The organism is Thioalkalivibrio sp. ALE11 (assembly GCF_000381205.1).
GTDB lineage: Bacteria > Pseudomonadota > Gammaproteobacteria > Ectothiorhodospirales > Ectothiorhodospiraceae > Thioalkalivibrio.
This window is the reverse complement of sequence record NZ_KB906167.1, coordinates 59,644-80,928: the sequence shown is the minus strand read 5'-3', so window position 1 is coordinate 80,928 and position 21,285 is coordinate 59,644. Positions and strand designations below refer to the sequence as shown.

Sequence of the window (21,285 nt, the reverse complement as noted above, 5' to 3'; positions counted from 1 at the left end):
CTATTCTTGCTTCCGATGAAACGGTACTCCGGGTACAACCACCACGAAACCCCGACGGCGGAGCGGCGCCCGCGATGATGCTCCTGGGTCGACGTCGCCGCGCCCGGCCACCGGGGCCGCTGCGTTACCTCTTGTGGCTGCTCGTCGCCCTGCTGGGGCTGATGCTGACCGCGGTGGTCGCGGTGCTGCTGTATTTCGCCCGGGTCGATCCACCTTACGGCATGGCGATGGTCACGGCCACCGACCGCGCGGCCGCCTCCCGGCACCGGCCCGAGTGGCGCTCGCTGGACGAACTGCCGGACGCCGTGCTGCTGGCGGTGATCGCGTCCGAGGACCAGCGCTTCCCGCGGCACCGCGGATTCGACTGGTCGTCGGTGCGCCAGGCCCTGACCGACCACGCGCGCGGCGGACGCCTGCGCGGGGCCTCGACCATCACCCAGCAGACCGCCAAGAACCTGTTTCTCTGGCATGAGCGTTCCTGGCTGCGCAAGGCCCTGGAGGCGGGTCTGACCGTGGGCATGGAACTGCTGTGGTCGAAGGAGCGCATCCTCGAGGTCTATCTCAACCTGGCCCAGTGGGGCCCCGGGATCTATGGCATCGAAAATGCGGCACAGCATTATTTCGATGTCCCCGCGAGCGAACTGACCCCGCAGCAGGCCGCGCGTCTGGCGGCCATCCTGCCTTCCCCCGGACGCCTCGATCCGGTGACCCCGGGCGAAACCCTCGAGCGCCGCATTGCGTGGATCGAGGAGCAGATGAGGGTACTGGGACCCGGCTGGCTGCGGCCGGTGCGGGAATCCCCGGGGAAACACTGAACGGGACTTTGGTCCGGGCTTACGGACCTTTACACTGCGAAGTTCCATCCCGCCCGTCCGAGGTTCCGCGTGGCCGCACCACTTCGCTCGCCGCAGCACCTGCTTTTCGCCCTCCTGGCCCTGCTCCTGATCACGCTGGCCCTGACCACCGGCCCGGCCATGGCGGACGACGCCCCCTCCTCCGCCGAGACCCACGCGGCCCTGATCGAGCTGCTGGAAGACCCGGAGGCGCGGGAACGGCTGCTGGGGACCCTGCGCGCGGAGGGAGGCGCCGCGGATCCGGCGGAGAGCACGGCGGAAGACGAAACCGCCGAACAGGCGGTGACCCTGCCCCGCCGCATCGCCCGGCTGACCCAGGGGCTGGCCGAGGGCACGGTGGCCGAGGTCCGCGCGCTGGGCACGGTGGCCGAAGACACCGTTGCGCAGCTGCGCGCCATCGACCCGATCCCCTTCGGCATGGCGGTCGGAGACCTGGCGATCATCATCCTGATCACCCTGGTGATCTACTGGGTCCTGCGCCGCGTGGCGTCGCCGATGTTCGGCGGCATCGATCGCTGGGTCCTCAACGCGGCCGAACAGTACCGCCTGCTGCGGACCCTGCCCGGGGTCGGCCTGGCCGCGATCATCGACTTCGTGGCGGTGGTCCTGGCCTGGGTTGCCGGCTACGGCCTGGCGCTGTTCGTACTGGGCGAACCCGGCGCCATGGAGACCCGGCATTCACTGTTCCTCAATGCCTTCCTGCTGATCGAGCTGGCGCGCGCCGCGCTGCGGCTGATCTTCGCCACCCGCTACCAGGGCCTGCGCCTGCTGCCCATGGCCGGGGAAGAAGCCGCCTACTGGAACGCCTGGCTCGCACGCATCGTGTCCTACATCGGTTACGGCCTGCTGCTGCTGGTGCCACTGACCGGCATGCATGTCTCCGCGGAGGCCGGCCGGTCCCTCGGCCTGCTGGTGATGCTGACGGCCTTCCTGTACGCCGCCACCATCATCCTGCAGAACCGCCAGCGGGTGCATGACCGGCTGATGATGCTGGCGAACCGCTCGTATTTCTCGTTCACCCGCATCGTCACCAGCCTGCTGGCACGGTCCTGGCACCTGCTGGCGCTGCTTTATTTCCTCGCCCTGACCGTCGTCAGCATCGTCCGCCCGGACGACGCGCTGCCGTTCATGGCCGCGGCCACGCTGCAGACCCTGATCGCGGCCTTCGTCGGCTTTTTCATCGCGACCCTGCTGACCCAGATCATCGGGCGCGAGATCGCCATCCCCGACGAGACCCGCGAGAAGTTCCCGCTGCTGCAGGCCCGTCTCAACGCCTATGTACCGCGGGCCCTCAAAACCATGCGTCTGGTGATCCTGCTGATCGTGCTCGCGGTCATCGCCGACGGCTGGGGCGCGTTCAACCTGTTCGACTGGGTGCGTTCGGATGCCGGAGCGCTGATCCTCGGCACGGCGATCTCCGTCGCCCTGATCCTGCTGGCGGCGGCGCTGGTATGGCTGGTGTTCGCCAGCTGGATCGAGCACCGGCTCAACCCCGCGACCGGCGACGGCGAGCCCACCGCGCGCGAGCAGACCCTGCTCACCATCTTCCGCAATGCGGTGGCGATCGCCCTGCTGGTATTCACCGTGATGATCGTGCTCGCCGAGCTCGGCATCAACATCGGCCCCCTGCTGGCCGGCGCCGGCGTGCTCGGCCTGGCGATCGGCTTCGGCGCGCAGAAGCTGGTGCAGGACATCATCACCGGGGTGTTCATCCAGCTGGAAAACGCCATCAACGTCGGCGACGTCATCACCGTTACCGGCACCACCGGCACGGTGGAGAAACTCACCATCCGCTCGCTCGGGATGCGCGATCTTGCCGGAACCTACCACCTGATCCCGTTTTCCTCGGTGGATGCGGTCTCCAACTACATGCGCGAATACGCCTACCACGTGGGCGAGTACGGGGTGGCCTATCGCGAGGACATCGACGAGGTCATCGTCCGCCTGCGCGAGGCCTTCGAGGAGCTCAAGCAGGACCCGGAACAGGGCCCCAACGTGCTCGACGAGATGGAGGTGCACGGAGTCACCGCGCTGGACGATTCCTCGGTCAACATCCGTATCCGGATCATGACCGCGCCCGGCACCCAGTTCGGCCTGGGGCGCGCGTTCAACCGCCTGGTCAAGCGCCACTTCGACGCCGCCGGCATCGAGATCCCGTTCCCGCACACCACGCTGTACTTCGGCGAGGACAAGGACGGCTCGGCGCCGGCCGCCAACCTCCGGGTCCTGGAATCGCGGCGCATGCCCGGAGCGGAAACCGACGATACCGATTACTCGCGGGATCGCCGGGCACGCCCCAATCCGAAGCACAAGGGCGACTACGACGACGTCGACGAATGACGGACCAGTGACCGGCCGGCCGGTATACGCCCCGCGGGCTGCCGGGGGTTCTTGGACCGGCGGGCCGCTCCGGTGAAGATCATGGCATGCGTCTGCTGATCCTGGTCATACCGCTGCTCCTGCTGATCGCCTGGCTGCCGGGCTGGTGGGTTCGGCGCACCATGGAGAAATATCACCGCCCCGAAGACCGCTACCGCTACAGCGGCGCGGCCATGGCGCGCGAGCTGCTGCACCGCCACGGTCTGACCCATGTGGACGTGGAGACCACGAAAGACGGCGACCACTACGACCCCGGCGACCACACGGTGCGGCTGTCGCAGCAGAACTATCACGGCCATTCGCTGACCGCGGTCACCGTGGCGGCCCACGAGGTCGGCCACGCGGTGCAGCACGCACGGGGCTACCGCCCGCTGCAACTGCGCGGCACCCTGGTGGCCGCCACCCGTCACGCCCAGCGGCTGGGCGCGATCCTGATGATCGGCATCCCGATCATCACCCTGATCACCCGCCACCCGGCGCCGGGCATCCTGTTCTTCCTGGCCGGCGTGCTGTCGATGGGCATGGCGGCGCTGGTCCATTTCGTGACCCTGCCCACGGAACTGGACGCCAGTTTCCGCCGCGCGATGCCCATGCTGCGCGAGGGCAGCTACCTGCACGAGCCGGATTACCGCCACGCGGAGCGCATCCTGCGTGCCGCCGCGTATACCTATCTCGCCCAGTCACTGGCCAGCCTGCTCAACATCGCCTCCTGGTTCCGCTATCTGCGGCGCTGATCGGGCGAATCTCCCGTCAACGGAACGTACGGGCCATCTGCGCGGTCTCTCCACCACCGCCACAGCCGGCATCACGGCCCGTTGGCGGGCCGACACCCGGCCCTCGAGGCTGTTAAGCTGTGGTTCATCACTCGCCTTCAGAGTGGCAAGAGACATCCTTTCAGGAGAGCAGTACGATGCAGAAACACTCCCGGTCGATCATCGGCCTCACCGCCGCCGCGGTCCTCGCACTGGCCAGCGGCATGGCCCACGCCCAGGGCATGGGCCAGGGCATGGGCGGCCAGCAGCAGGGCGGCCCGCAGATGGAGATGCAGGAACTCCAGCAGACCCTCGCGCAGACCCAGCAGCAGGCCATCGAAAACAACCCCGAGCTGGAGCGCAAGGGCGAGGAACTGGAGGAACTGGTCCTCGACAAGATGGAAGCCGCCGGTTTTGAACCGCGTTCCGATCTGGACACCCTGGAATCCGCCGAGGAAGGCCTGCGTGATCCCGACCTGAGCGCGGAAGAACGCCAGCAGCTGATCCAGTCCGAAGACGTTCAGCAGGCGCAGCGCAACCTGCAGGAAGCCCAGCAGGCCGTGGCCGAGGATCCGGAGATCCTGGACGCCCAGGAAGCCCTGCGGGAGGACCTGATGAGCGCCATGCGTGCGGAAAACGCCGACATTGACGATGTCATCGAGCGTATGGAAGCCCTGCAGCAGGAAATGATGCAGCAGCAACCCGGGGGTGGCGGTGGCGCGCCCGGCATGGCGCCCCGGCAGTAAGAGCCGGCTCGCAGGCGAAATCGCAGGCAGCCAGCAAGGCCCGGCCCTCTCAGGACCGGGCCTTTTTCATTGTGGCCCGCGGGATTCCCCGCGGGGACCGCGAGCTCAGGAGTCGGGCGGAAGGCGCCCGTGCGCCTCGGCCAGTGCCCGCATCTCGCCGGCACGTTCCCCGGGCACCCACTCCCAGTCAAAACGCCAGTCCCAGTTACCCTCCACCGTCCCGGGACGGTTCATCCGGTGTTCGCTGGCCAGCTCGAGCACGTCCTGCATCGGCAGGATCGCGATACGCGCCGGCGAGGCGTACGCCGTGCGGATCAGCGGCCAGGGCATGGTGTCGGCCGCATCTTCCGGTTCGCCCAGGACATTCAGCACGTGCTGCTGCATGGCTTCATCCAGTGACGCGAACCAGCCCACGGTGGTGTCGTTGTCATGGGTGCCGGTATACACGGCGCTCATCTCGTCATGATTCGCCGGCAGGTACGGGTTGGCCTCGCCGCCCTCGAACGCGAACTGCAGGATCCGCATGCCGGGAAAATCGAAGCGCTCGCGCAGCGCGGTAACCTCCGGCGTAATTACCCCCAGATCTTCGGCCAGCACCGGCAGGTACCCGAGTTCGTCGGCCAGCGCCTCGAAGAATTCGGCACCGGGCCCGTCGAACCAGTAACCCCGGGTCGCGTCCGGCTCCTCGGCCGGGATCGCCCAGCTCGATTCGAACCCCCGGAAGTGGTCGATCCGCAGGGCATCCACCGTCTCCAGCGCCCGCCGCACACGCCGGATCCACCAGGCGTAACCGGTCTCGGCGAGGCGGTCCCAGCGGTACTGCGGGTTGCCCCAGCGCTGTCCGGTCTCGGAGAAATAATCCGGCGGCACCCCGGCCACGGTGCGCGGCTGTCCCTGCGCATCCAGGTCGAACAGCTCGCGATTCGCCCACACGTCCGCCGAATCATGGGCAACGAAGATCGGCATGTCCCCCAGCAGCATCAGGCCACAGTCGTTGGCATGGCGGCGCAGCGTACGCCACTGATCGGCGAACGCGAACTGCACGAAGCGGACCTGCTCCAGCGCCTGCGCTTCTTCGCAGGCCACCCGCTCCAGGGCCTCCGGCTGGCGATCGCGGAACTCCGGGTCCCATTCCCACCACGGGCGATCGTCGTGGCGCGCCCGGATCACGCAGAACAGCGCGAAGTCATCCAGCCAGATCGGCCCCTGTTCCTCGAGGAACGCACGGCAGGCCGAATGCAGCGCATGTTCTTCCCGTGCCACCGCCTCACCGGCCCGTTGCAGCAGTTCTTCCACCGGGCGGCCGTCATCGACGATCCCGGTCGCCTCCGCCAGCCGCGCCGGATCGATCATTCGCGGATCCCCGGCAAAGGCCGAGATGCTGGCGTAAGGCGACCCGTCGCTCTGCACCGGGTGCAGCGGCAGGATCTGCCACAGGGTGAAACCTGCCGAGGCCGCCCAGTTGACAAAGCGAAACGCCTCGTCGCCCAGGGTACCCACCGGATGCGGCCCCGGCAGCGAGGTCGGGTGCAGCAGCACGCCGGCACGCCGGCGCTGCAGCAGCGGATTGGAATGCTGCGTTTCTTCCATGAATCAGTCCTGCCCTTTCCGCATGGTCCCTCCGGCAGCCGGATCGCCGCCGCCCACCGACAGCACCTCCTCCAGGGCCTCGGGCACCGCCAGGCCGGCGAGCTGGTACAACCGGGCCAGGTGGCGCCGATAGAGCTGTTCGAAGTCGCTGACCGAACCCGCCGGGTTGTAGGCCCCGAACCACCAGCACCAGTCGGAACCCTCGCAGATGGCGAGCTGTTCGCGCAGTTCCGGTGTATCCAGCGAGGGGTCCTCCGCGATCGCCGCATCCACGGCCTCGCGGGCCTCGATCAGCCGGTCCCAGCCGCGGTTCTTGTCGGGGTCGCCGATCCAGGTGGAAAAGGTCCCGTAGACCCAGGAGCCGGCCACCACGCCGGGGAGCTCCACCGGCTCCGCACCCCCGGCAGTCGTCGCATGGGCGCACACGTCGTCGAAGGTGCACAGGTTGAGCCGCTCGTGCTGCGCCAGGGCCTCGTACAGCCCGTTGAGGAAATGGAAGCCGTTCTCCGGGTAGTACTCCCAGGCGTTCTCGCCGTCGAGGATCACCGACACCACGCTGCCGGCCGGGGCCACCTCGGCGATGTTTCCGATGTGGTGCACGAAGTCGGCCACCGCGTCATCGGCGTGCCAGTCGGCGTAGCGGAAGCCGATCGCGTCGGACAGTCCGTCATCGCGGAAATACAGCGCAATCTCGGTGTCCCGCAGTCGATAGCCACGGTGCAGCCAGCCCTGCAGGTCGCGGGGCCCGTCTTCCTCGCCCTCGCCGTTGCCGTTGCCATTGTCCTCCGCATCCGGCATGCCGCCGGCGGCTTCCAGGCTGTTGCCCAGCACGCCCTGGCCGCTGGCCGTCCATCGCAGGCCGTATTCGTCCAGCAGGCGAATGGTGGCCTCGCTCAGGCTGCCCTCGGACGGCCAGCAACCGGTCGGACGCATGCCGAAGTGCTTCTCGAACACCTCCAGCCCGCGTTCGATGTGCCAGCGCACCCGGGCTTCACCATCGGGATACGCCGGGGCCTCCGGCAGTTCGGCCTCGGGCATGGCCTCGCGGGCCGAAGCCAGGTCCTGCAGCAGCGGCATGATGGGGTGGGCGTAGGGGGTGAACGACAGCTCCACCCGCCCCTGTTCCGCCAGTTTGCGGTAGCGCGGGATCACGTTGTGCAGCTCGTCGCGCAGGATCTCCAGCAGACGCCGACGCACCCCGGACTCGAAGCCGGCTTCGGCCTTCAACCAGCACTGCAGTTCGGGCCGCGCGCGGCGCACGGTCTCGCCGGTCCAGGCCAGGTGATAGCAGGTGGCCAGTTCCTGGAAGAAGCGCCCGTCCAGATGCGCCAGCAGAATGTCGTCCTCCAGCGCCTGGCGTCCGATGGCCGCAAGCCGGGCAAACAGCGGAAACGGGTCGATCATGCGCGGCGCGTGGGCGCGCAGACAGGCGCGGATGATCTCGCGGCGCTGGTCCGGCTCCACCGGCACGATGTCCATGTGGAGCATGTCCAGCACCGGATCCCCGACCGGCACACAGTTCTTCAGGGCCCGGTCCACGCGCCGTGCATAGTCGGCGATCTGTTCCAGCAGGATGGGGGCGAAGTTCACCACCGCCCGCGCCCGCGGGCAGGCCTCCAGATGGGCCGCCATGTCGGTGTAGTCCTTCAGCGCATGGAGGTAGGTCCACGGCAGGGCATACTCCCGGCGGCCGCCGTCGAAGTACTGCGGCTGGTGCATGTGCCAGCACAGCACCACGTCCAGCTTGTCCGGAACACGGGCGAGGGCCTTCGAGGAGCGCTCAGCGGACATGGTGACGTCCCTGACCGAGCATCTCCGGGGTCACCACACGCACGCCCCCGGGCGAGACGTAGTAATCGCGGGCGTCGGCCTCGTCGTCCAGTCCGATCTCGGTCCCCGGCGGGATGCGGCAGGCCTTGTCGATCACCGCGTTGCGGATCACGGCGTTTTCGCCCACCTGCACGTCGGGCAGGATCACCGAGTTCTCCACTTCGCCGCAGGCGCTGACCTCCACGCTGGAGAACAGCAGCGAATGCCGCACCCGGCTGCCGGAGATGATGCAGCCTCCGGAGACCATCGAGTCGATCGCCATGCCTCGGCGGTCGTCGTCGTCGAATACGAACTTGGCCGGCGGGAGCTGCTCCTGGTAGGTCCAGATCGGCCATTCGCTGTCGTACAGGTTGAGTTCGGGGGTCACGCCGATGAGCTCCAGGTTGGCCTTCCAGTAGGAATCGATGGTGCCGACGTCGCGCCAGTAACCCTGGCGCTGGCCGGCCTCGTCGCGGAACGGGTACGCCATCACGCGGTTTTTCTCGATGATGCGGGGGATAATGTCCTTGCCAAAATCATGGCTGGAGAAGGTGTCGTCGGCATCCTTGAGGAGCTGCTCGAAGAGGAAATCGCGGTTGAAGACGTAGATCCCCATGGAGGCCAGCGAATGTGTCTCGCTGCCCGGGATGGTCGCCGGATCGTCGGGTTTCTCCTCGAACGAGGTCACGCGCCCCTCGGCATCCACACCCATCACGCCGAACCCGGTGGCCTCCTCCTTCGGTACCTCCAGGCAGCCCACGGTCATGTCCGCCCCGCTTTCCACGTGCTGGGCGATCATCTGTCCGTAGTCCATCTTGTAGATGTGATCGCCGGCGAGGATCAGCACATAACTGGGGGCGTGCTGCCGGATGATGTCGACGTTCTGGTAGACCGCGTCGGCGGTCCCCGAATACCAGGAGGTCTCGATGCGCTGCTGCGCCGGCAGCAGTTCGATGAATTCGCCGAATTCCCCGCGCAGGAAGCTCCAGCCGCGCTGGATGTGCTGGATCAGCGAATGCGCCTTGTACTGGGTCAGGATCGCCACGCGGCGGATCCCGGAATTGATGCAGTTGGACAGCGGGAAATCGATGATGCGGAACTTGCCGCCGAAGGGTACGGCGGGCTTGGCCCGCCACAGCGTCAGTTGCTTGAGTCGCGACCCGCGACCTCCGGCAAGCACCAGTGCCAGGGTTTCCCGGGTCAGTCGGCTGACGAACCGTTGCGGCTGAGGGTTCATAGGCCCATCCTTGCAGAAAGCTGCTGGTTGCGGGTTCCCCCGCGGATTACGTTGACCGGCCCCACTCTACGTGAAGCGGATGCATCGAGTATGACAACTGACCGGAACAATTGCATTACGGAAGTCGCGGATGAAATCCGGCGTCTGGCACAGGCCCGTCTGCACGACGCGCATGCGGTCCTGGGGGCCCACGCCCTCAATCGCCAGACCACCTGCTATCGCGCCTGGTTCCCGCAGGCCGACGAGGTCTGGCTGGTTCCGGAACCCGACGCACCCCCGGAGCCCATGGACACCACCGACACCCCGGGGCTGTTCGTATGGAAGGGCGCCTCGCGCAAGCTGGCGGAGCATCCGGAGCTGCGCTGGCGCCCGTCCGGACACAAGGAGATCGTCAGCGTCATCGACCCGTGGAGCTTCGCCCCGAACATCCCGGATTTCGACCGCCACCTGTTCGGCGAGGGCCGCCACTGGCACGCCCACCGCATGTTCGGCGCGCACTGCGAAAACCGGGACGGGATCGACGGCGTGCGTTTTGCCGTATGGGCGCCGGCGGCCGAGCGGGTCAGCGTGGTCGGCGACTTCAACCACTGGGACGGGCGCTGCCACCCGATGACCGTGCACGGTTCCAGCGGCATCTGGGAGCTGTTCATTCCCGGGGTGGGTCCGGAGACCCTGTACAAGTACGAGATCCGCAACCGCGACACCGGCGAGCTGCGTCTGAAGTCCGACCCCTATGCGGCCGCCTACCAGGTGCGCCCGGAGACCGCCTCGCGGGTCATCCCGGAGAGCGGTTACGCGTGGAACGACCGCGAGTGGATGGAGAACCGCGACCCCGAGGCCTGGAAGCACCGGCCGATGAGCATCTACGAGGTGCACCTGGGCTCCTGGCAGCGCAGCCCCAACGGCGACTGGCCGAACTACGCCGAACTGGCCGAACGCCTGGTGCCTTACGCCCGCGACATGGGCTTCACCCACCTCGAGCTGCTGCCGGTCACCGAGCACCCGTTCGACGGCTCCTGGGGCTATCAGTCCACCGGTTTCTTCGCGCCCACCTCGCGTTTCGGCGACCCGGATGACTTCCGCCGCTTCGTCGATACCGCCCATCAGGCCGGTCTGGGGGTGATCCTCGACTGGGTGCCCGGCCATTTCCCGCGCGACGACTTCGCCCTCGCCCGCTTCGACGGCACCGCCCTGTACGAGCACGAGGACCCGCGTCTGGGCGAGCACCGCGAATGGGGCACGCTGATCTTCAACTACGGCCGCCCCGAGGTGCGCAACTTCCTGCTGTCATCGGCGCTGTGCTGGATCGAGGACTTCCACCTCGACGGCCTGCGGGTGGATGCGGTCGCCTCCATGCTCTATCTCGACTACAACCGCGAGGATCACGAGTGGATCCCCAACATCCACGGCGGCAACGAGAACCTGGAGGCGATCGAGTTCCTGCGCGACGTCAACGAGACCGTGCAGACCGGCCACCCCGGCGTGGTGATGATCGCCGAGGAATCCACCGCCTGGCCCGGCGTGAGCCGGCCGCCGTCGATGGGCGGGCTGGGCTTCACCATGAAGTGGAACATGGGCTGGATGCACGACACCCTGACGTATTTCGGCATGGATCCGGTCTACCGGCGTTACCACCACAGTCAGCTCACTTTCGCGCAGATCTACGCCTATTCGGAGAACTTCGTGCTGCCCTTCTCGCACGACGAGGTCGTGCACGGCAAGCGCAGCCTGCGCGGGCGCATGCCCGGCAACGAGTGGGAACAGCACGCCAACATGCGCCTGCTGTATGCCTGGCAGTGGCTGTACCCGGGGAAGAAGCTGCTGTTCATGGGCCAGGAGTTCGGCCAAGGCACCGAGTGGTCGGAAGCCGGAGAACTGGACTGGTACGTGCTGCAGTACCCGCTGCATCAGGGCCTGCAGCAGCTGGTGAAGGACCTCAACGGGGTGTATCGCGAGCAGCCCGCGCTGCACGGCCGCGAGTTCGAGCCCGACGGCTTCGCCTGGTTGAATGCCGACGACGCCGACAATTCGGTGCTCAGCTTCGTGCGCCGTGACGTGGAGGGCCACGAACGCATCGTGATCCTCAACCTGACGCCGGTGGAACGCAGCGGCTACCCGATCCCGAGCCCGCGGGCCGGGACCTGGCGGGTCATGCTGAACACCGACTCGGAGTTCTACGGCGGCGCCTCGCGCGGCCCGCTGCAGTGCGAGGCCACGACCGAGGCCTATCACGGCCAGCCGGCCACGCTGCATGTGGACCTGCCGCCACTGACCGCCCTGCTGCTGGAGCCGACCGGAGGCTGAAGCCCCGGGCGCCGCCGGGGGCCCGGCCGGGAGGCGTCCGTCAGGACGCCATCCGCGCGCGAACCTCCGGCTGCGTCACCGGCTCGCCCAGCCGGGCCTCCATCGGCCCGGCCTCGCGGGTCAGGGCCCCGGACAGGGCGAAGCCCGCCAGGCGGCCGTCGGCATGGAACTCCATCCGGCGGCCGTCGGCATCGCCCTCCACGGACACCCACTCACCCGCGGCGGCATCCGCGACCGATGGCGGGCAGACCTGCATCGGCAGGCTGGTGGTCTTGACCTGCACGGTGCCGGCGTCCGGTGCATAGCGCGACGCTCCCCCGGCCAGGCGATCGGCGATCACTTCCGCCTGGGCCCGCAGCGTACCCACGTAGGGGCGCAGGACGCCGTCGTATTCGGCACAGTCCCCGAGGGCGCGGATCGCCGGATCGGAGGTCGCCAGCGTGGCGTCCACCCGGATGCCGCGCCCGCAGTCCAGGCCGGCCCCGACAGCCACGTCGATGTTCGGCCGCAAACCGAGGGCGGTAATCACGACGTCCGCCTCCAGGGTCTCGCCACCGGCCAGTGTCAGCCGGGACGCCACGGGACCTTCGCCCGCCGCCGGCAAGGCCTCCAGACAAGCCACCGAGGTCCCGGTGTACAGGGCGACCCCGCGCTGCGCCAGTGCAGCCGCCAGGTCATCCCCCAGCTCGGGCGGCGCGAGCCGCGCCAGCGGGCGCTCGGCCATCTCGATCAGATCCACCGAATAGCCGCCGGCCGCCAGATCATCGGCCAGCTCGCTGCCGACCAGCCCCGCGCCCAGGATCGCCACGCGGGCCCCGGGTTGCAGTTCCGCACGCAGCGCGCGGTAGTCATCCAGGGTGTTCACCACCCGCGGCGGGGGTCCGTCACCCGGGATGTCGAGCCGTATCGGGCTCGCGCCGGTCGCCAGCACCAGATCGCCGTAGGGAATGCCGCCGCGCGGGGTGATCAGACGCCGGCGTTGACGGTCGATGTCCAGCAGGCGCACGTGCGGCAGCAGCTCGACGCCCAGGCGCGCGGCTCGCGCCACGCCGGATTCCTCCATCAGGTCGTCCGGGTCCACACCGCGCGCACAGGCCGTGGAGATCCGCGGTTTGGTGTAATAATCGCCGCGATCCCCGGTCACCAGCCGAATACTGCGCTCCGGGTCGCGGGCGCGCAGTTCCTCGGCCATTGCCCAGCCGGCCATGCCGCCGCCGACGACCACCACCGCATCCGGGTCGTCCGCCAGCGGGGTGCGCCAGGCCTGCGCCGCTTGTGCCTCGACCGGGTCCTCGGCACGCGGCTGCAGGCGGTCGAAGTCGGCCTTGGTGACGTTGCAGTCCGGGCAGTACCAGTCGTCCGGGATGTCCTCGAACCGGGTCCCCGGTGGCAGGCCCGAGTCCGGGTCGCCCTTCGCCTCGTCGTAGATGTAGCCGCACACGCGGCAGATGTAGCGTCGATATTCGGTTTGGGTTTCGGCTTCAGCAGACATCACGCAACCTCCGGCAGACGGGCGACAATCGCCTCGAACAGCGGGTCCAGCTCCGCGCCCAGCGCATCCAGCTCGGCGCTGCCCCAGGGGGCGAACACCTCCGACGGACGCCGCGCCGTTACATGCAGCTGCTCGCCGTCGCTCCAGACATGGATGCGCAGGGGGATGTCGATACCCGCGGGCTTGCAGGCCTCCCACACGCGCAGGGCATAGCGTGGATGAAAGACCTCGAGGATACGGTCGACCGGGACCTCGGCCCCGATCATCGCGGCATTGGCCTGGCCGTTGATTTCTCCGGCCACGCGCAGTCCCTGCGCCTCCACGGCCTCCTTCAGGGCGGCCACGGCCGCTTCGGCATCGAGTTTGGTGGTGGTTTCCAGCATGATGTCTCCTCCGGGCGCCGGTCAGTGGGCGTGGATACGCGCCAGCTCCTTGCGCAGGTGCTTGATGGCAGGCGTAACGATGGCCACGAAATAGGATTCGCGCAGCTTGCGCTGGGCGGCCGCACTGGACAGGTAACCGCGCGCCCCGCTGTGCAGCAGCGCCGACTGCGAGGCCCGCAGCGCCAGTTCCGAACCGGTCAGACGCATCTGCAGCACGTCGGCAAAGAACGCGTCGCTGGTGTCGAAGGGATCGCGCGCCAGGGCATAGGTCGCCTGGCGTGCGTCTTCCAGGATCTCCTCCAGCTCGCCCGCCTGGTCATCGAGATAGCCGTTCACGTGCGACAGGGTCTCGTTGGCCTCGTGCATGGTGTTGATGCAGCCCTCGATCAGGCCCAGGCCCATGCCCATCTGCAGCAGCACGAAACCGGGACGGATACGCTGGATGTACTCCGGCAGGGGATCGGCCAGCACGTGCTCGTCGGGCACGAACACCCGGTCGAAATGGCAGCCGAAGGTGCGCGAACCCTCCAGAGCGATGAACTCGGGGCACGGGGTCAGGCTGAAGCCGGGGTCGGCGCAGTTGATGACCGCCATCAGCGGACGCGGGTTGTCATCCGTGGTACGGAAGATCGCACCGAAGTAGTGATCGTCGCCCAGATTGGACACCCACGGCAGCGCCCCGGACACCACGTAGCCGCCCTCCACACGCTCGGCCGAGAGCTTGAGCTCCTCGATGCTGGCGAACCATTTCATCGGATTGGACAGGGCGGTGGCGCCGAACGCCTCGCCATTGGCCAGCTTCGGCAGGACCTCGCGCTTGAGCGTGGAGGAATCACTGTTCTCCACGTACCAGGCACAGGCGTTCTGGCACCAGGCAACGAAGCCGGTGGTCATGCATTCGGCGGAGATCACCTCCTCGGCGCGGATCGCGGACACCAGGTCCGTGGCCCCAGCGGGGTTCTGACTGGCCAGATGGGCATTGAACGCACCCAGCTGACCCGCCTGATGCAGGAATTCCTCGGGGTAATGGCCGTCACGGTCGATGCGGACGGTGAGCGGGGCAAGCTGCCCCGCCACCAGGTCCCGCAGCCCGTCCTCGGCGTACACCGGTGCGGAGACCGGCGCCACCCCCGTTGCTTGTTCACGGGTCTCGAGCATTACGGGTCTCCTCGGCCTCAGGCCTTTTCCACGGCCACGTTGACCGGGTTGCGCATGGTGTTGGCGACCGGCGACCAGAAGTCGGCGTGCGCCACCAGTTCCTTCAGCTCTTCCTCGCTGGCGTCGCCCTCGAGGTCGACCTTCACGCGGATGTCGGTGAAGCCCAGGCGCTTGGACTTGTCGGTGTCGCCCACGCCCCAGACCGCGGTCACGTTGATGTCACCCTCCAGCGAGAGCTCCAGCCTGGTCAGGGTGATGCCGCGATCGATGGCATTGGCGTGCATCCCCACCGACAGGCAGGCCCCCAGGCTGGCCAGCGCGGCCTCGGAAGGATTGGGGGCGGTGTCATCGCCCAGCAGGTGCGGCGGCTCGTCGATCACGTGGGCATCCAGGTCGCGCACGTAGGTCAGGTTGCGGAACTTGCCCTCGCACACGGTGCGCGCCTTGAGGGTCACGACACTGTCGGGGTTGGCCTTGCCCTTGTCGGCGAGCTTGTTCAGGCCGTCCTGGTCGATGGGATCCAGGGCATTCATGGAAATGGCGGTGGTGGCTTCTGCGGTCGACATGATCAGGTCTCCTGACGGTTGTTTGGTCAATGCCCGAACCTTTGTGGCCGGGTCGCCAGTCCCGTTGCAGAAGCCGTGCCATGTTGCCCCCGATGGCGCCATGCCGCGATTCCCGGCCGATCGGCAGGCCATCCGGGGAGATCGCCCTGCCCCGCGGGCGGACAAAGCGGACACTTTGTCTGCCCCTTGCACCAACATTGTCGACACAGTGCCCCGTTGCACCACGACGAAACGTCGGCCACCGCCATCCGGCACCGCCGCCCGCACCGGCCCGTGAACCGCGCCTGTTCCCCGCTCATCCGCGTCCTGCAGCCGTTTCACCCCCTCCGGACCCACACCGTTTCGCGCCCGGTTCGCGGCCGTTCTGCATCTGGCACGCCTCTTGTAAGGGTTCCTGTGAGCGCGCCGTGAGAACCACGGCCCACCAACGTTCCCGGAAGAGGAGCATCGCCATGGGCGCAGCCATCTCCATCGACTACATCACGCATCACTATCCGAAACAGACGGACCCGACGCTCCAGGACATCGAGCTGACCGTCAGCCCCGGCGAGACCATCGCCCTGATCGGGCAGAGCGGCTGCGGGAAATCCACCCTGCTGCACATGCTCGCGGGCCTGCTGATCCCCAGCGAGGGCGCGGTACGCATCAACGGCCACCAGGTCATCAAGCCCAGCCCGCGCTGGAACATGATGTTCCAGAAGCCCTCGCTCTACCCGTGGATGACCGTGCGCCGCAACGCCTCCCTCGGCCTGATCTTTCAGGGCCGTCAGGAAGGCATGAACAAGCGCGTCGACGCCCTGCTGGAGACGGTGGGCCTGGCCGAAAAGGCCGAGGTCAACGTGCAGTCGCTGTCCGGTGGCCAGCAGCAGCGCGTAGCCCTGGCGCGCAGCCTGGCCACCGACCCGGAACTCCTGCTGCTGGACGAGCCGTTTTCCGCCCTGGATGCGTTCACCAAGACCGAGCTGCAGGACGAGGTCGTGCGGCTGTCGCGGGATCGCGGCATCACCGTGGTGTTCGTGACCCATGACATCGAAGAGGCCGTCGCCATGGCCGATCGCGTGGTCGTGATGGGTTCCAACCCGGGCACGCTGCAGCACCAGCTCGAGGTGGACCTGCCGCATCCGCGCGACCGCACCAGCCCCGGATTCACCGAACTGAAGGCCGAGCTGATGGAGTTCTTTGGCGCGACACGCCACCCGGCCTCGCGCCCCGACCCGACCGATGACACGTCGTCATCCGCCGAAGCCCCCGAAGCCGACGATTCCGCCGGGTCCGGATCCGCCCCCGCCCGTCGCGCGATTCGCGCGGCCTGAACCGTACCTAGCCCGTCACCCGAGAGGAACATCACCATGTGCAACTGTGACAACCACCACCACATCGACGCGGAACTCGACCGCATCCTTGGCGGCAGCCTGTCCCGCCGTACCTTCCTGCGCTCGGCGGCGGCCGGCTCGCTGGTCGCCGGCGCCGGCCTGACCGCCCCGGGCTCGCTGCTCGCCCAGCAACCCGACCTGGGTGGCGTCGACCCCGAAGTGGACGACTTCGACGGCGTCGTGCGCATCGGCTACATCCCCATCACCGATGCCGCGGCCCTGCTGGTCGCACATTCCGAGGGCTATTTCGAGGACGAAGGCCTGGAGGTGGCCGAACCGCAGCTGATCCGCGGCTGGTCGCCGCTGATCGAATCCTTCGCGGCCAACCGCTTCAACCTGGTCCACCTGCTCAAGCCGATCCCGCTGTGGATGCGCTACCAGAACGACTTCCCGGCCAAGATCATGTCCTGGGCCCACACCAACGGCTCGGCGGTGGTCACCGGCCGCCACGTGGAGGTCAACGATTTCGCCGATATGGGTGGCATGAGCGTGGCCGTGCCCTACTGGTACTCCATGCACAACGTGGTCATGCAGATGGCCCTGCGCGACGCCGGCCTGAAGCCGGTGATCAAGGATCAGGGCGACGATCTGGCCCCGGACGAGGTCAACCTGATGCTGATGCCGCCGCCGGACATGCCGCCGGCCCTGGCCGCGCGCTCGATCGACGCCTTCATCGTCGCCGAGCCCTTCAACGCCGCCGGCGAGATGCTGGCCCACGGCAACCTGCTGCGCTTCACCGGCGACATCTGGAAGAACCACCCCTGCTGCGTGGTGTGCATGAACGAGACGCTCACCGACCGCCAGCCGGAATGGACGCAGAAGACCATGAACGCGGTGGTTCGCGCCCAGGGTCACATCCAGGACAACAAGAAGGAGATCGCCCACCTGCTGTCGCGCGACGGCAAGGGGTATCTGCCGATGCCGTCCGGGGTGGTCGAACGCGCGATGACCAACTACGCCGACGACAGTACCTACATCGACTCCGGCGCGATCCGCCATGCCGACTGGGCTAACGGCCGCATCGACTTCTCCCCGTGGCCCTACCCCTCGGCGACGAAGATGCTGGTGGGCGCGATGAACGAGACCCTGGTCGGCGGCGACACCACCTTCCTCTCGGGCCTGGACCCCGAAGAGGTGGCCGATGACCTGGTCAACTACGAGTTCGTCGAGAAGGCCATGGAGAAATACACCGCCTGGCACAACGCACCCGGCGTGGACATGGATTCGCCGTTTGCCCGCGAGGAGATCGTACAGCTATGAACCGCGACGCGACATTCGACCTGCCGACCACCCCCGGGGAGTGGGGGTGGGCCTCCCTGCGTTCCCTGAACCACCTGCGCCGGCGGCTGCAGTACCCGCTGCTCGGCATCGCCGGGCTGCTGGCCCTGTGGTGGTGGGGCGGCTGGGCCATCGCCAACAACCCCGACACCATGGCCTTCGCCAGCTTCGCCCCCGGGCCCACGCTGACCGCCTTCTGGGACATCGTGAGTTCCGGACAGGTGTGGTCGCCGATCGAGTCCAGCCTGCACCGGGTCGGATTCGGCCTGCTCTACGCGATCCTGATCGGGGTCCCGCTGGGGGTGATGATCGGGTACTTCAACGTGCTGCGCGAAACCACCCACGTGCCATTCCAGTTCCTGCGCATGATCTCGCCGCTGGCGTGGATGCCGATCGCGGTGCTGGCCTTCGCCACCTGGGATGCGGCGATCATCTTCCTGATCGCCATCGCCGCGGTCTGGCCCATCACCTACGCCACCGCGCACGGCGTGCAGCGCATCGATCCGATGTGGCTGAAGGTGGGCAACAACCTGGGCGCCAACCCCTACCACACCCTGCGCTACATCGTGATGCCCGCGATCGCCCAGGACGTGTTCGCCGGCATCCGCCTGGCGGTGGGTGTGGCCTGGATCGTGCTGGTCCCAGCCGAATACCTGGGGGTGACCTCGGGCCTCGGCTACGCCATCAACGATGCCCGCGACACCCTGGAGTACGACAAACTGGCGGCCTTCGTACTGGTGATCGGCCTGATCGGCTACATGCTGGACGCCATCTGCGTGCGCCTGATCCGGCGCAGCAGCTACCACGCCGAAAGCTGAGCTGCCCCCTCACTCCCTCCGTCTGCCCGGCCGTGCGCGGCCGGGCCTTTTTTTGTCCACGGCCCGCGGCATGCACTGCACCCTTCAGGCGCGTACCGGAACCGACCGCACCATCGCGGTGCAAAGTCCGCCGCCAGGTGCCGCCCGCATCCGCTCCGTGCCCCGCCAGGGCCCGGTCCGCGGCGCTGGCAGGGTTTCTGCATGCCCACCGAGCATGAACGACACCGCCACCGAAGACCGCACCGACCAGGCGACCCGCGAGCAGGAGATCACCCTGCTGCTGGAGGTCGCCCGGCTGATGGGCCGCTCGCGCGACCCCGACGCCGCCATCTACCGCATCCTCGGCATGATGTCCCAGCTGCTGGGCCTCAATCGCGGCCGGGTCCTGCTGCCCGACCCGGACAGCGGACAGCTGAAGATCCGGCATGCCTACGGCCTGACCGACGCCGAACGCGAGCGCGGCAGCTACTCGCTGGGCGAGGGCGTGACCGGCCGGGTGATGAAGACCGGGCAGATCGCGCTGATCCAGGACATCGACAACGAGCCGGAATACCTCGCCCGGGCGGTCGACCGCTCCACCCTGCCGCAGGAGACCGTGGCATATATCGGGGTCCCCATCGTGCAGGACGAACAGCCGATCGGCGTACTCGGGGTCCACCGGCTGCGCCGCCGCTCGCGCCAGTTCCAGGACGATCTCAACGTGCTGCGCGTTGTCGCCTCCATGATCGGCCAGGTCCTGCGCATCAACCAGCTGATCGCCGAACGCACGGCCGAACTGGTCTCGGAAAACCGCTACCTCAAGAGCGCCCTCGACACCCAAGGGGCGAAATACGGGATCCTCGGCGAAAGCCCCGCCCTGCGCAGCGTCCTCAAGCAGGTCCACCGCATCGCCGACACCCAGGCCACGGTGCTGATCACCGGCGACTCCGGCACCGGCAAGGAGAAGATCGCACGCATGATCCACCGGATCAGCCAGCGCAACGCGCGACCGTTCATCTCCCTGAACTGTGCCGCGATCCCGGCCGACCTGCTGGAATCGGAACTGTTCGGCCACGAGAAAGGCGCCTTCACGGGGGCCTCCAGCGCCAAGACCGGCAAGATCGCCCTGGCCGACGGCGGCACCCTGTTCCTCGACGAGATCGGCGACATGCCGGAGGCGCTGCAGTCCAAGATCCTGCGCGTGCTGCAGGAACGGGTCGTGCAGCCGATCGGGGGATCGCGCGACATCCCGGTGGACGTGCGCGTGGTCGCCGCCACCCACAAGGACCTGCAGAAAGCGGTCAATGCCGGGGAATTCCGGCTCGATCTGTTCTACCGCCTCAACGTGATCCCGCTGCACATGCCCGCGCTGCGCGATCGCGCCAGCGACATTCGCCTGCTCGCGCGGCACTTTCTCGACCGTTACACCCACGTCCACGGCTGGAACGTGGTCCTCGGCGACGGGGTGATGGAGCGTCTGGAGACCTTCGACTGGCCGGGCAACATCCGCCAGCTGGAGAACGTGCTGGAACGCGCGGTGCTGCTCTCCAGCGAAGGGCGCATCGGCACCGCCCTGATCGACGAGATCCTGCACGAGGAATCGCGCATCAGCCCGGGGCTGCACGCCACCGGCCCTGCCGGTTCCCCGCAACCGGACGCCGCACCATCGCCGGACACCCCGGCCTTTCCCGGCACGCACGGCAACGAGCCGCACCCCGGCGGGGCGGCCGGCCCCGGCATCGTCCGCCCCTACCGCCGCGTGCACGCCTCCGAGGCCGACCAGCTGCGGGACGCCATCGAACGCAGCGGCGGCAACAAGACCCGCGCCGCCATGGACCTGGGCCTCACCCCGCGCCAGCTGCGCTACCGCCTGAAGAAACTGGGACTGGCCTGAGACCCCGTTTCGGACATTGTCGACACTTTGTCCGCACCGGGAGCGGACAAAGTGTCCGCCTCACCCGACCCGTGCTGCCGTACGGCCGTCCCGGAGCGGATCCGGTGAACGGCGTCCAGCTGGCACGGGATCTGCAGAGCATTGGGTGGCAACACTGATCCGACACCAACCGGGAGGCCATCCATGACCCTCAGCAAGACCGAAATGACCGCCACCATCCTCGAAGCCAAGGAGGGCCGGTCCGCGACCTGGGCCGGCATCGCCGAGGCCACCGGCCTGCACGAGGTCTACGTGACCTCGGCCTGCTACGGCATGAATCATCTCGACGCCGAGGCGGCCGACCGGCTCACCGCGTTTCTCGATCTCGGGCCCGACGTGTCGAAGGCCCTGCAGGCGTTCCCGCACAAGCACTGGGACAAGACCATCCCCACCGACCCGGTGATCTACCGCTTCTACGAGGCGATCAACGTGTACGGTGACACCATGAAGGCGCTGATCCACGAGAAGTTCGGTGACGGCATCATGAGCGCCATCGACTTCACCATGGACATCGACAAGGTCGAGGACCCGAAGGGTGACCGGGTGAAGATCACCTGGAACGGCAAGTTCCTGCCCTACAAGAGCTGGTGAACGCCGGCCACTCGCCCTCTCGCCCGCCCGTGGCCGTGGCCCG

At 67.8% G+C, this 21,285-nt stretch carries 17 protein-coding genes; 10 read left to right on the top strand and 7 right to left on the bottom strand.

All coding sequences use genetic code 11. The features are described 5' to 3' along the window. Positions 1-74: 74 nt before the first annotated feature. From mtgA to F620_RS0105975, 4 genes are all read left to right on the top strand, one after another. On the top strand, positions 75-815 hold the full coding sequence (gene mtgA, locus F620_RS0105990) for a monofunctional biosynthetic peptidoglycan transglycosylase (RefSeq protein WP_019569843.1): 741 nt from the start codon (positions 75-77) through the stop codon (positions 813-815). Positions 816-884: 69 nt separating this feature from the next. Next, positions 885-3,194, top strand: a complete 2,310-nt coding sequence (locus F620_RS0105985; RefSeq protein WP_019569842.1) for a mechanosensitive ion channel domain-containing protein — start codon at positions 885-887, stop codon at positions 3,192-3,194. A gap of 86 nt (positions 3,195-3,280) precedes the next feature. Continuing rightward, entirely contained in the window at positions 3,281-3,967 is a 687-nt protein-coding gene (locus F620_RS0105980) for a zinc metallopeptidase (RefSeq protein ID WP_019569841.1), read from the top strand. A gap of 176 nt (positions 3,968-4,143) precedes the next feature. Then, positions 4,144-4,731, top strand: a complete 588-nt coding sequence (locus F620_RS0105975; RefSeq protein WP_019569840.1) for a hypothetical protein — start codon at positions 4,144-4,146, stop codon at positions 4,729-4,731. A gap of 105 nt (positions 4,732-4,836) precedes the next feature. On the opposite strand, the gene malQ is transcribed toward F620_RS0105975, so the two are convergent. From malQ to glgC, 3 genes are read right to left on the bottom strand one after another with little or no spacing between them, the layout of a single operon-like run. Then, the gene (gene malQ / locus F620_RS0105970) at positions 4,837-6,321 is read right to left on the bottom strand and encodes a 4-alpha-glucanotransferase (protein WP_019569839.1); all 1,485 of its coding nucleotides are present in this window, start codon (positions 6,319-6,321) and stop codon (positions 4,837-4,839) included. A gap of 3 nt (positions 6,322-6,324) precedes the next feature. After that, positions 6,325-8,112: a glycoside hydrolase family 57 protein gene (locus tag F620_RS0105965; protein ID WP_019569838.1), complete on the bottom strand. Its 1,788-nt coding sequence runs from the start codon at positions 8,110-8,112 to the stop codon at positions 6,325-6,327. Continuing rightward, complete coding sequence (gene glgC / locus F620_RS0105960; protein ID WP_019569837.1) at positions 8,102-9,367, bottom strand: glucose-1-phosphate adenylyltransferase; 1,266 nt, start codon at positions 9,365-9,367, stop codon at positions 8,102-8,104. Before glgC ends, F620_RS0105965 begins: the two co-directional genes overlap by 11 nt. 90 nt (positions 9,368-9,457) lie before the next feature. On the opposite strand from glgC, the gene glgB reads away from it, so the two are divergent. Then, complete coding sequence (glgB, locus tag F620_RS0105955; protein ID WP_019569836.1) at positions 9,458-11,671, top strand: 1,4-alpha-glucan branching protein GlgB; 2,214 nt, start codon at positions 9,458-9,460, stop codon at positions 11,669-11,671. 40 nt (positions 11,672-11,711) lie between these two features. Here the strand turns inward: glgB and F620_RS0105950 are convergent, their stop codons facing one another. From F620_RS0105950 to F620_RS0105935, 4 genes are read right to left on the bottom strand one after another with little or no spacing between them, the layout of a single operon-like run. Beyond that, positions 11,712-13,163 (bottom strand): FAD-dependent oxidoreductase, encoded by a 1,452-nt coding sequence (locus tag F620_RS0105950; protein ID WP_019569835.1) that lies wholly within the window; start codon positions 13,161-13,163, stop codon positions 11,712-11,714. Next, the gene (locus F620_RS0105945; RefSeq protein WP_019569834.1) at positions 13,163-13,546 is read right to left on the bottom strand and encodes a DUF302 domain-containing protein; all 384 of its coding nucleotides are present in this window, start codon (positions 13,544-13,546) and stop codon (positions 13,163-13,165) included. The genes F620_RS0105950 and F620_RS0105945 overlap by 1 nt, the downstream gene beginning before the upstream one ends. A gap of 21 nt (positions 13,547-13,567) precedes the next feature. After that, positions 13,568-14,704 (bottom strand): acyl-CoA dehydrogenase family protein, encoded by a 1,137-nt coding sequence (locus F620_RS0105940; protein WP_019569833.1) that lies wholly within the window; start codon positions 14,702-14,704, stop codon positions 13,568-13,570. Positions 14,705-14,721: 17 nt separating this feature from the next. Next, positions 14,722-15,270: an OsmC family protein gene (locus tag F620_RS0105935; RefSeq protein ID WP_019569832.1), complete on the bottom strand. Its 549-nt coding sequence runs from the start codon at positions 15,268-15,270 to the stop codon at positions 14,722-14,724. A gap of 452 nt (positions 15,271-15,722) precedes the next feature. On the opposite strand from F620_RS0105935, the gene F620_RS0105930 reads away from it, so the two are divergent. From F620_RS0105930 to cynS, 5 genes are all read left to right on the top strand, one after another. Beyond that, entirely contained in the window at positions 15,723-16,583 is an 861-nt protein-coding gene (locus tag F620_RS0105930; protein ID WP_019569831.1) for an ABC transporter ATP-binding protein, read from the top strand. 36 nt (positions 16,584-16,619) lie between these two features. After that, positions 16,620-17,903: an ABC transporter substrate-binding protein gene (locus F620_RS0105925; RefSeq protein WP_018870535.1), complete on the top strand. Its 1,284-nt coding sequence runs from the start codon at positions 16,620-16,622 to the stop codon at positions 17,901-17,903. Continuing rightward, complete coding sequence (locus tag F620_RS0105920) at positions 17,900-18,739, top strand: ABC transporter permease (protein WP_019022329.1); 840 nt, start codon at positions 17,900-17,902, stop codon at positions 18,737-18,739. The genes F620_RS0105925 and F620_RS0105920 overlap by 4 nt, the downstream gene beginning before the upstream one ends. A 214-nt stretch (positions 18,740-18,953) precedes the next feature. Continuing rightward, positions 18,954-20,612, top strand: a complete 1,659-nt coding sequence (locus tag F620_RS0105915) for a sigma-54-dependent Fis family transcriptional regulator (protein WP_019569830.1) — start codon at positions 18,954-18,956, stop codon at positions 20,610-20,612. A gap of 183 nt (positions 20,613-20,795) precedes the next feature. Next, entirely contained in the window at positions 20,796-21,242 is a 447-nt protein-coding gene (gene cynS, locus F620_RS0105910) for a cyanase (protein WP_018870532.1), read from the top strand. The last annotated feature ends 43 nt before the right edge of the window (positions 21,243-21,285 follow it).

Bases quoted from the DNA above. Each gene is read 5' to 3' on its own strand.
- mtgA (WP_019569843.1), top strand. From the start codon at position 75: ATGATGCTCCTGGGTCGACGTCGCCGCGCCCGGCCACCGGGGCCGCTG.
- F620_RS0105980 (WP_019569841.1), top strand. From the start codon at position 3,281: ATGCGTCTGCTGATCCTGGTCATACCGCTGCTCCTGCTGATCGCCTGG.
- F620_RS0105975 (WP_019569840.1), top strand. From the start codon at position 4,144: ATGCAGAAACACTCCCGGTCGATCATCGGCCTCACCGCCGCCGCGGTC.
- malQ (WP_019569839.1), bottom strand. From the start codon at position 6,321: ATGGAAGAAACGCAGCATTCCAATCCGCTGCTGCAGCGCCGGCGTGCC.
- F620_RS0105965 (WP_019569838.1), bottom strand. From the start codon at position 8,112: ATGTCCGCTGAGCGCTCCTCGAAGGCCCTCGCCCGTGTTCCGGACAAG.
- glgC (WP_019569837.1), bottom strand. From the start codon at position 9,367: ATGAACCCTCAGCCGCAACGGTTCGTCAGCCGACTGACCCGGGAAACC.
- glgB (WP_019569836.1), top strand. From the start codon at position 9,458: ATGACAACTGACCGGAACAATTGCATTACGGAAGTCGCGGATGAAATC.
- F620_RS0105950 (WP_019569835.1), bottom strand. From the start codon at position 13,163: ATGTCTGCTGAAGCCGAAACCCAAACCGAATATCGACGCTACATCTGC.
- F620_RS0105945 (WP_019569834.1), bottom strand. From the start codon at position 13,546: ATGCTGGAAACCACCACCAAACTCGATGCCGAAGCGGCCGTGGCCGCC.
- F620_RS0105940 (WP_019569833.1), bottom strand. From the start codon at position 14,704: ATGCTCGAGACCCGTGAACAAGCAACGGGGGTGGCGCCGGTCTCCGCA.
- F620_RS0105935 (WP_019569832.1), bottom strand. From the start codon at position 15,270: ATGTCGACCGCAGAAGCCACCACCGCCATTTCCATGAATGCCCTGGAT.
- F620_RS0105930 (WP_019569831.1), top strand. From the start codon at position 15,723: ATGGGCGCAGCCATCTCCATCGACTACATCACGCATCACTATCCGAAA.
- F620_RS0105925 (WP_018870535.1), top strand. From the start codon at position 16,620: ATGTGCAACTGTGACAACCACCACCACATCGACGCGGAACTCGACCGC.
- F620_RS0105920 (WP_019022329.1), top strand. From the start codon at position 17,900: ATGAACCGCGACGCGACATTCGACCTGCCGACCACCCCCGGGGAGTGG.
- F620_RS0105915 (WP_019569830.1), top strand. From the start codon at position 18,954: ATGAACGACACCGCCACCGAAGACCGCACCGACCAGGCGACCCGCGAG.
- cynS (WP_018870532.1), top strand. From the start codon at position 20,796: ATGACCCTCAGCAAGACCGAAATGACCGCCACCATCCTCGAAGCCAAG.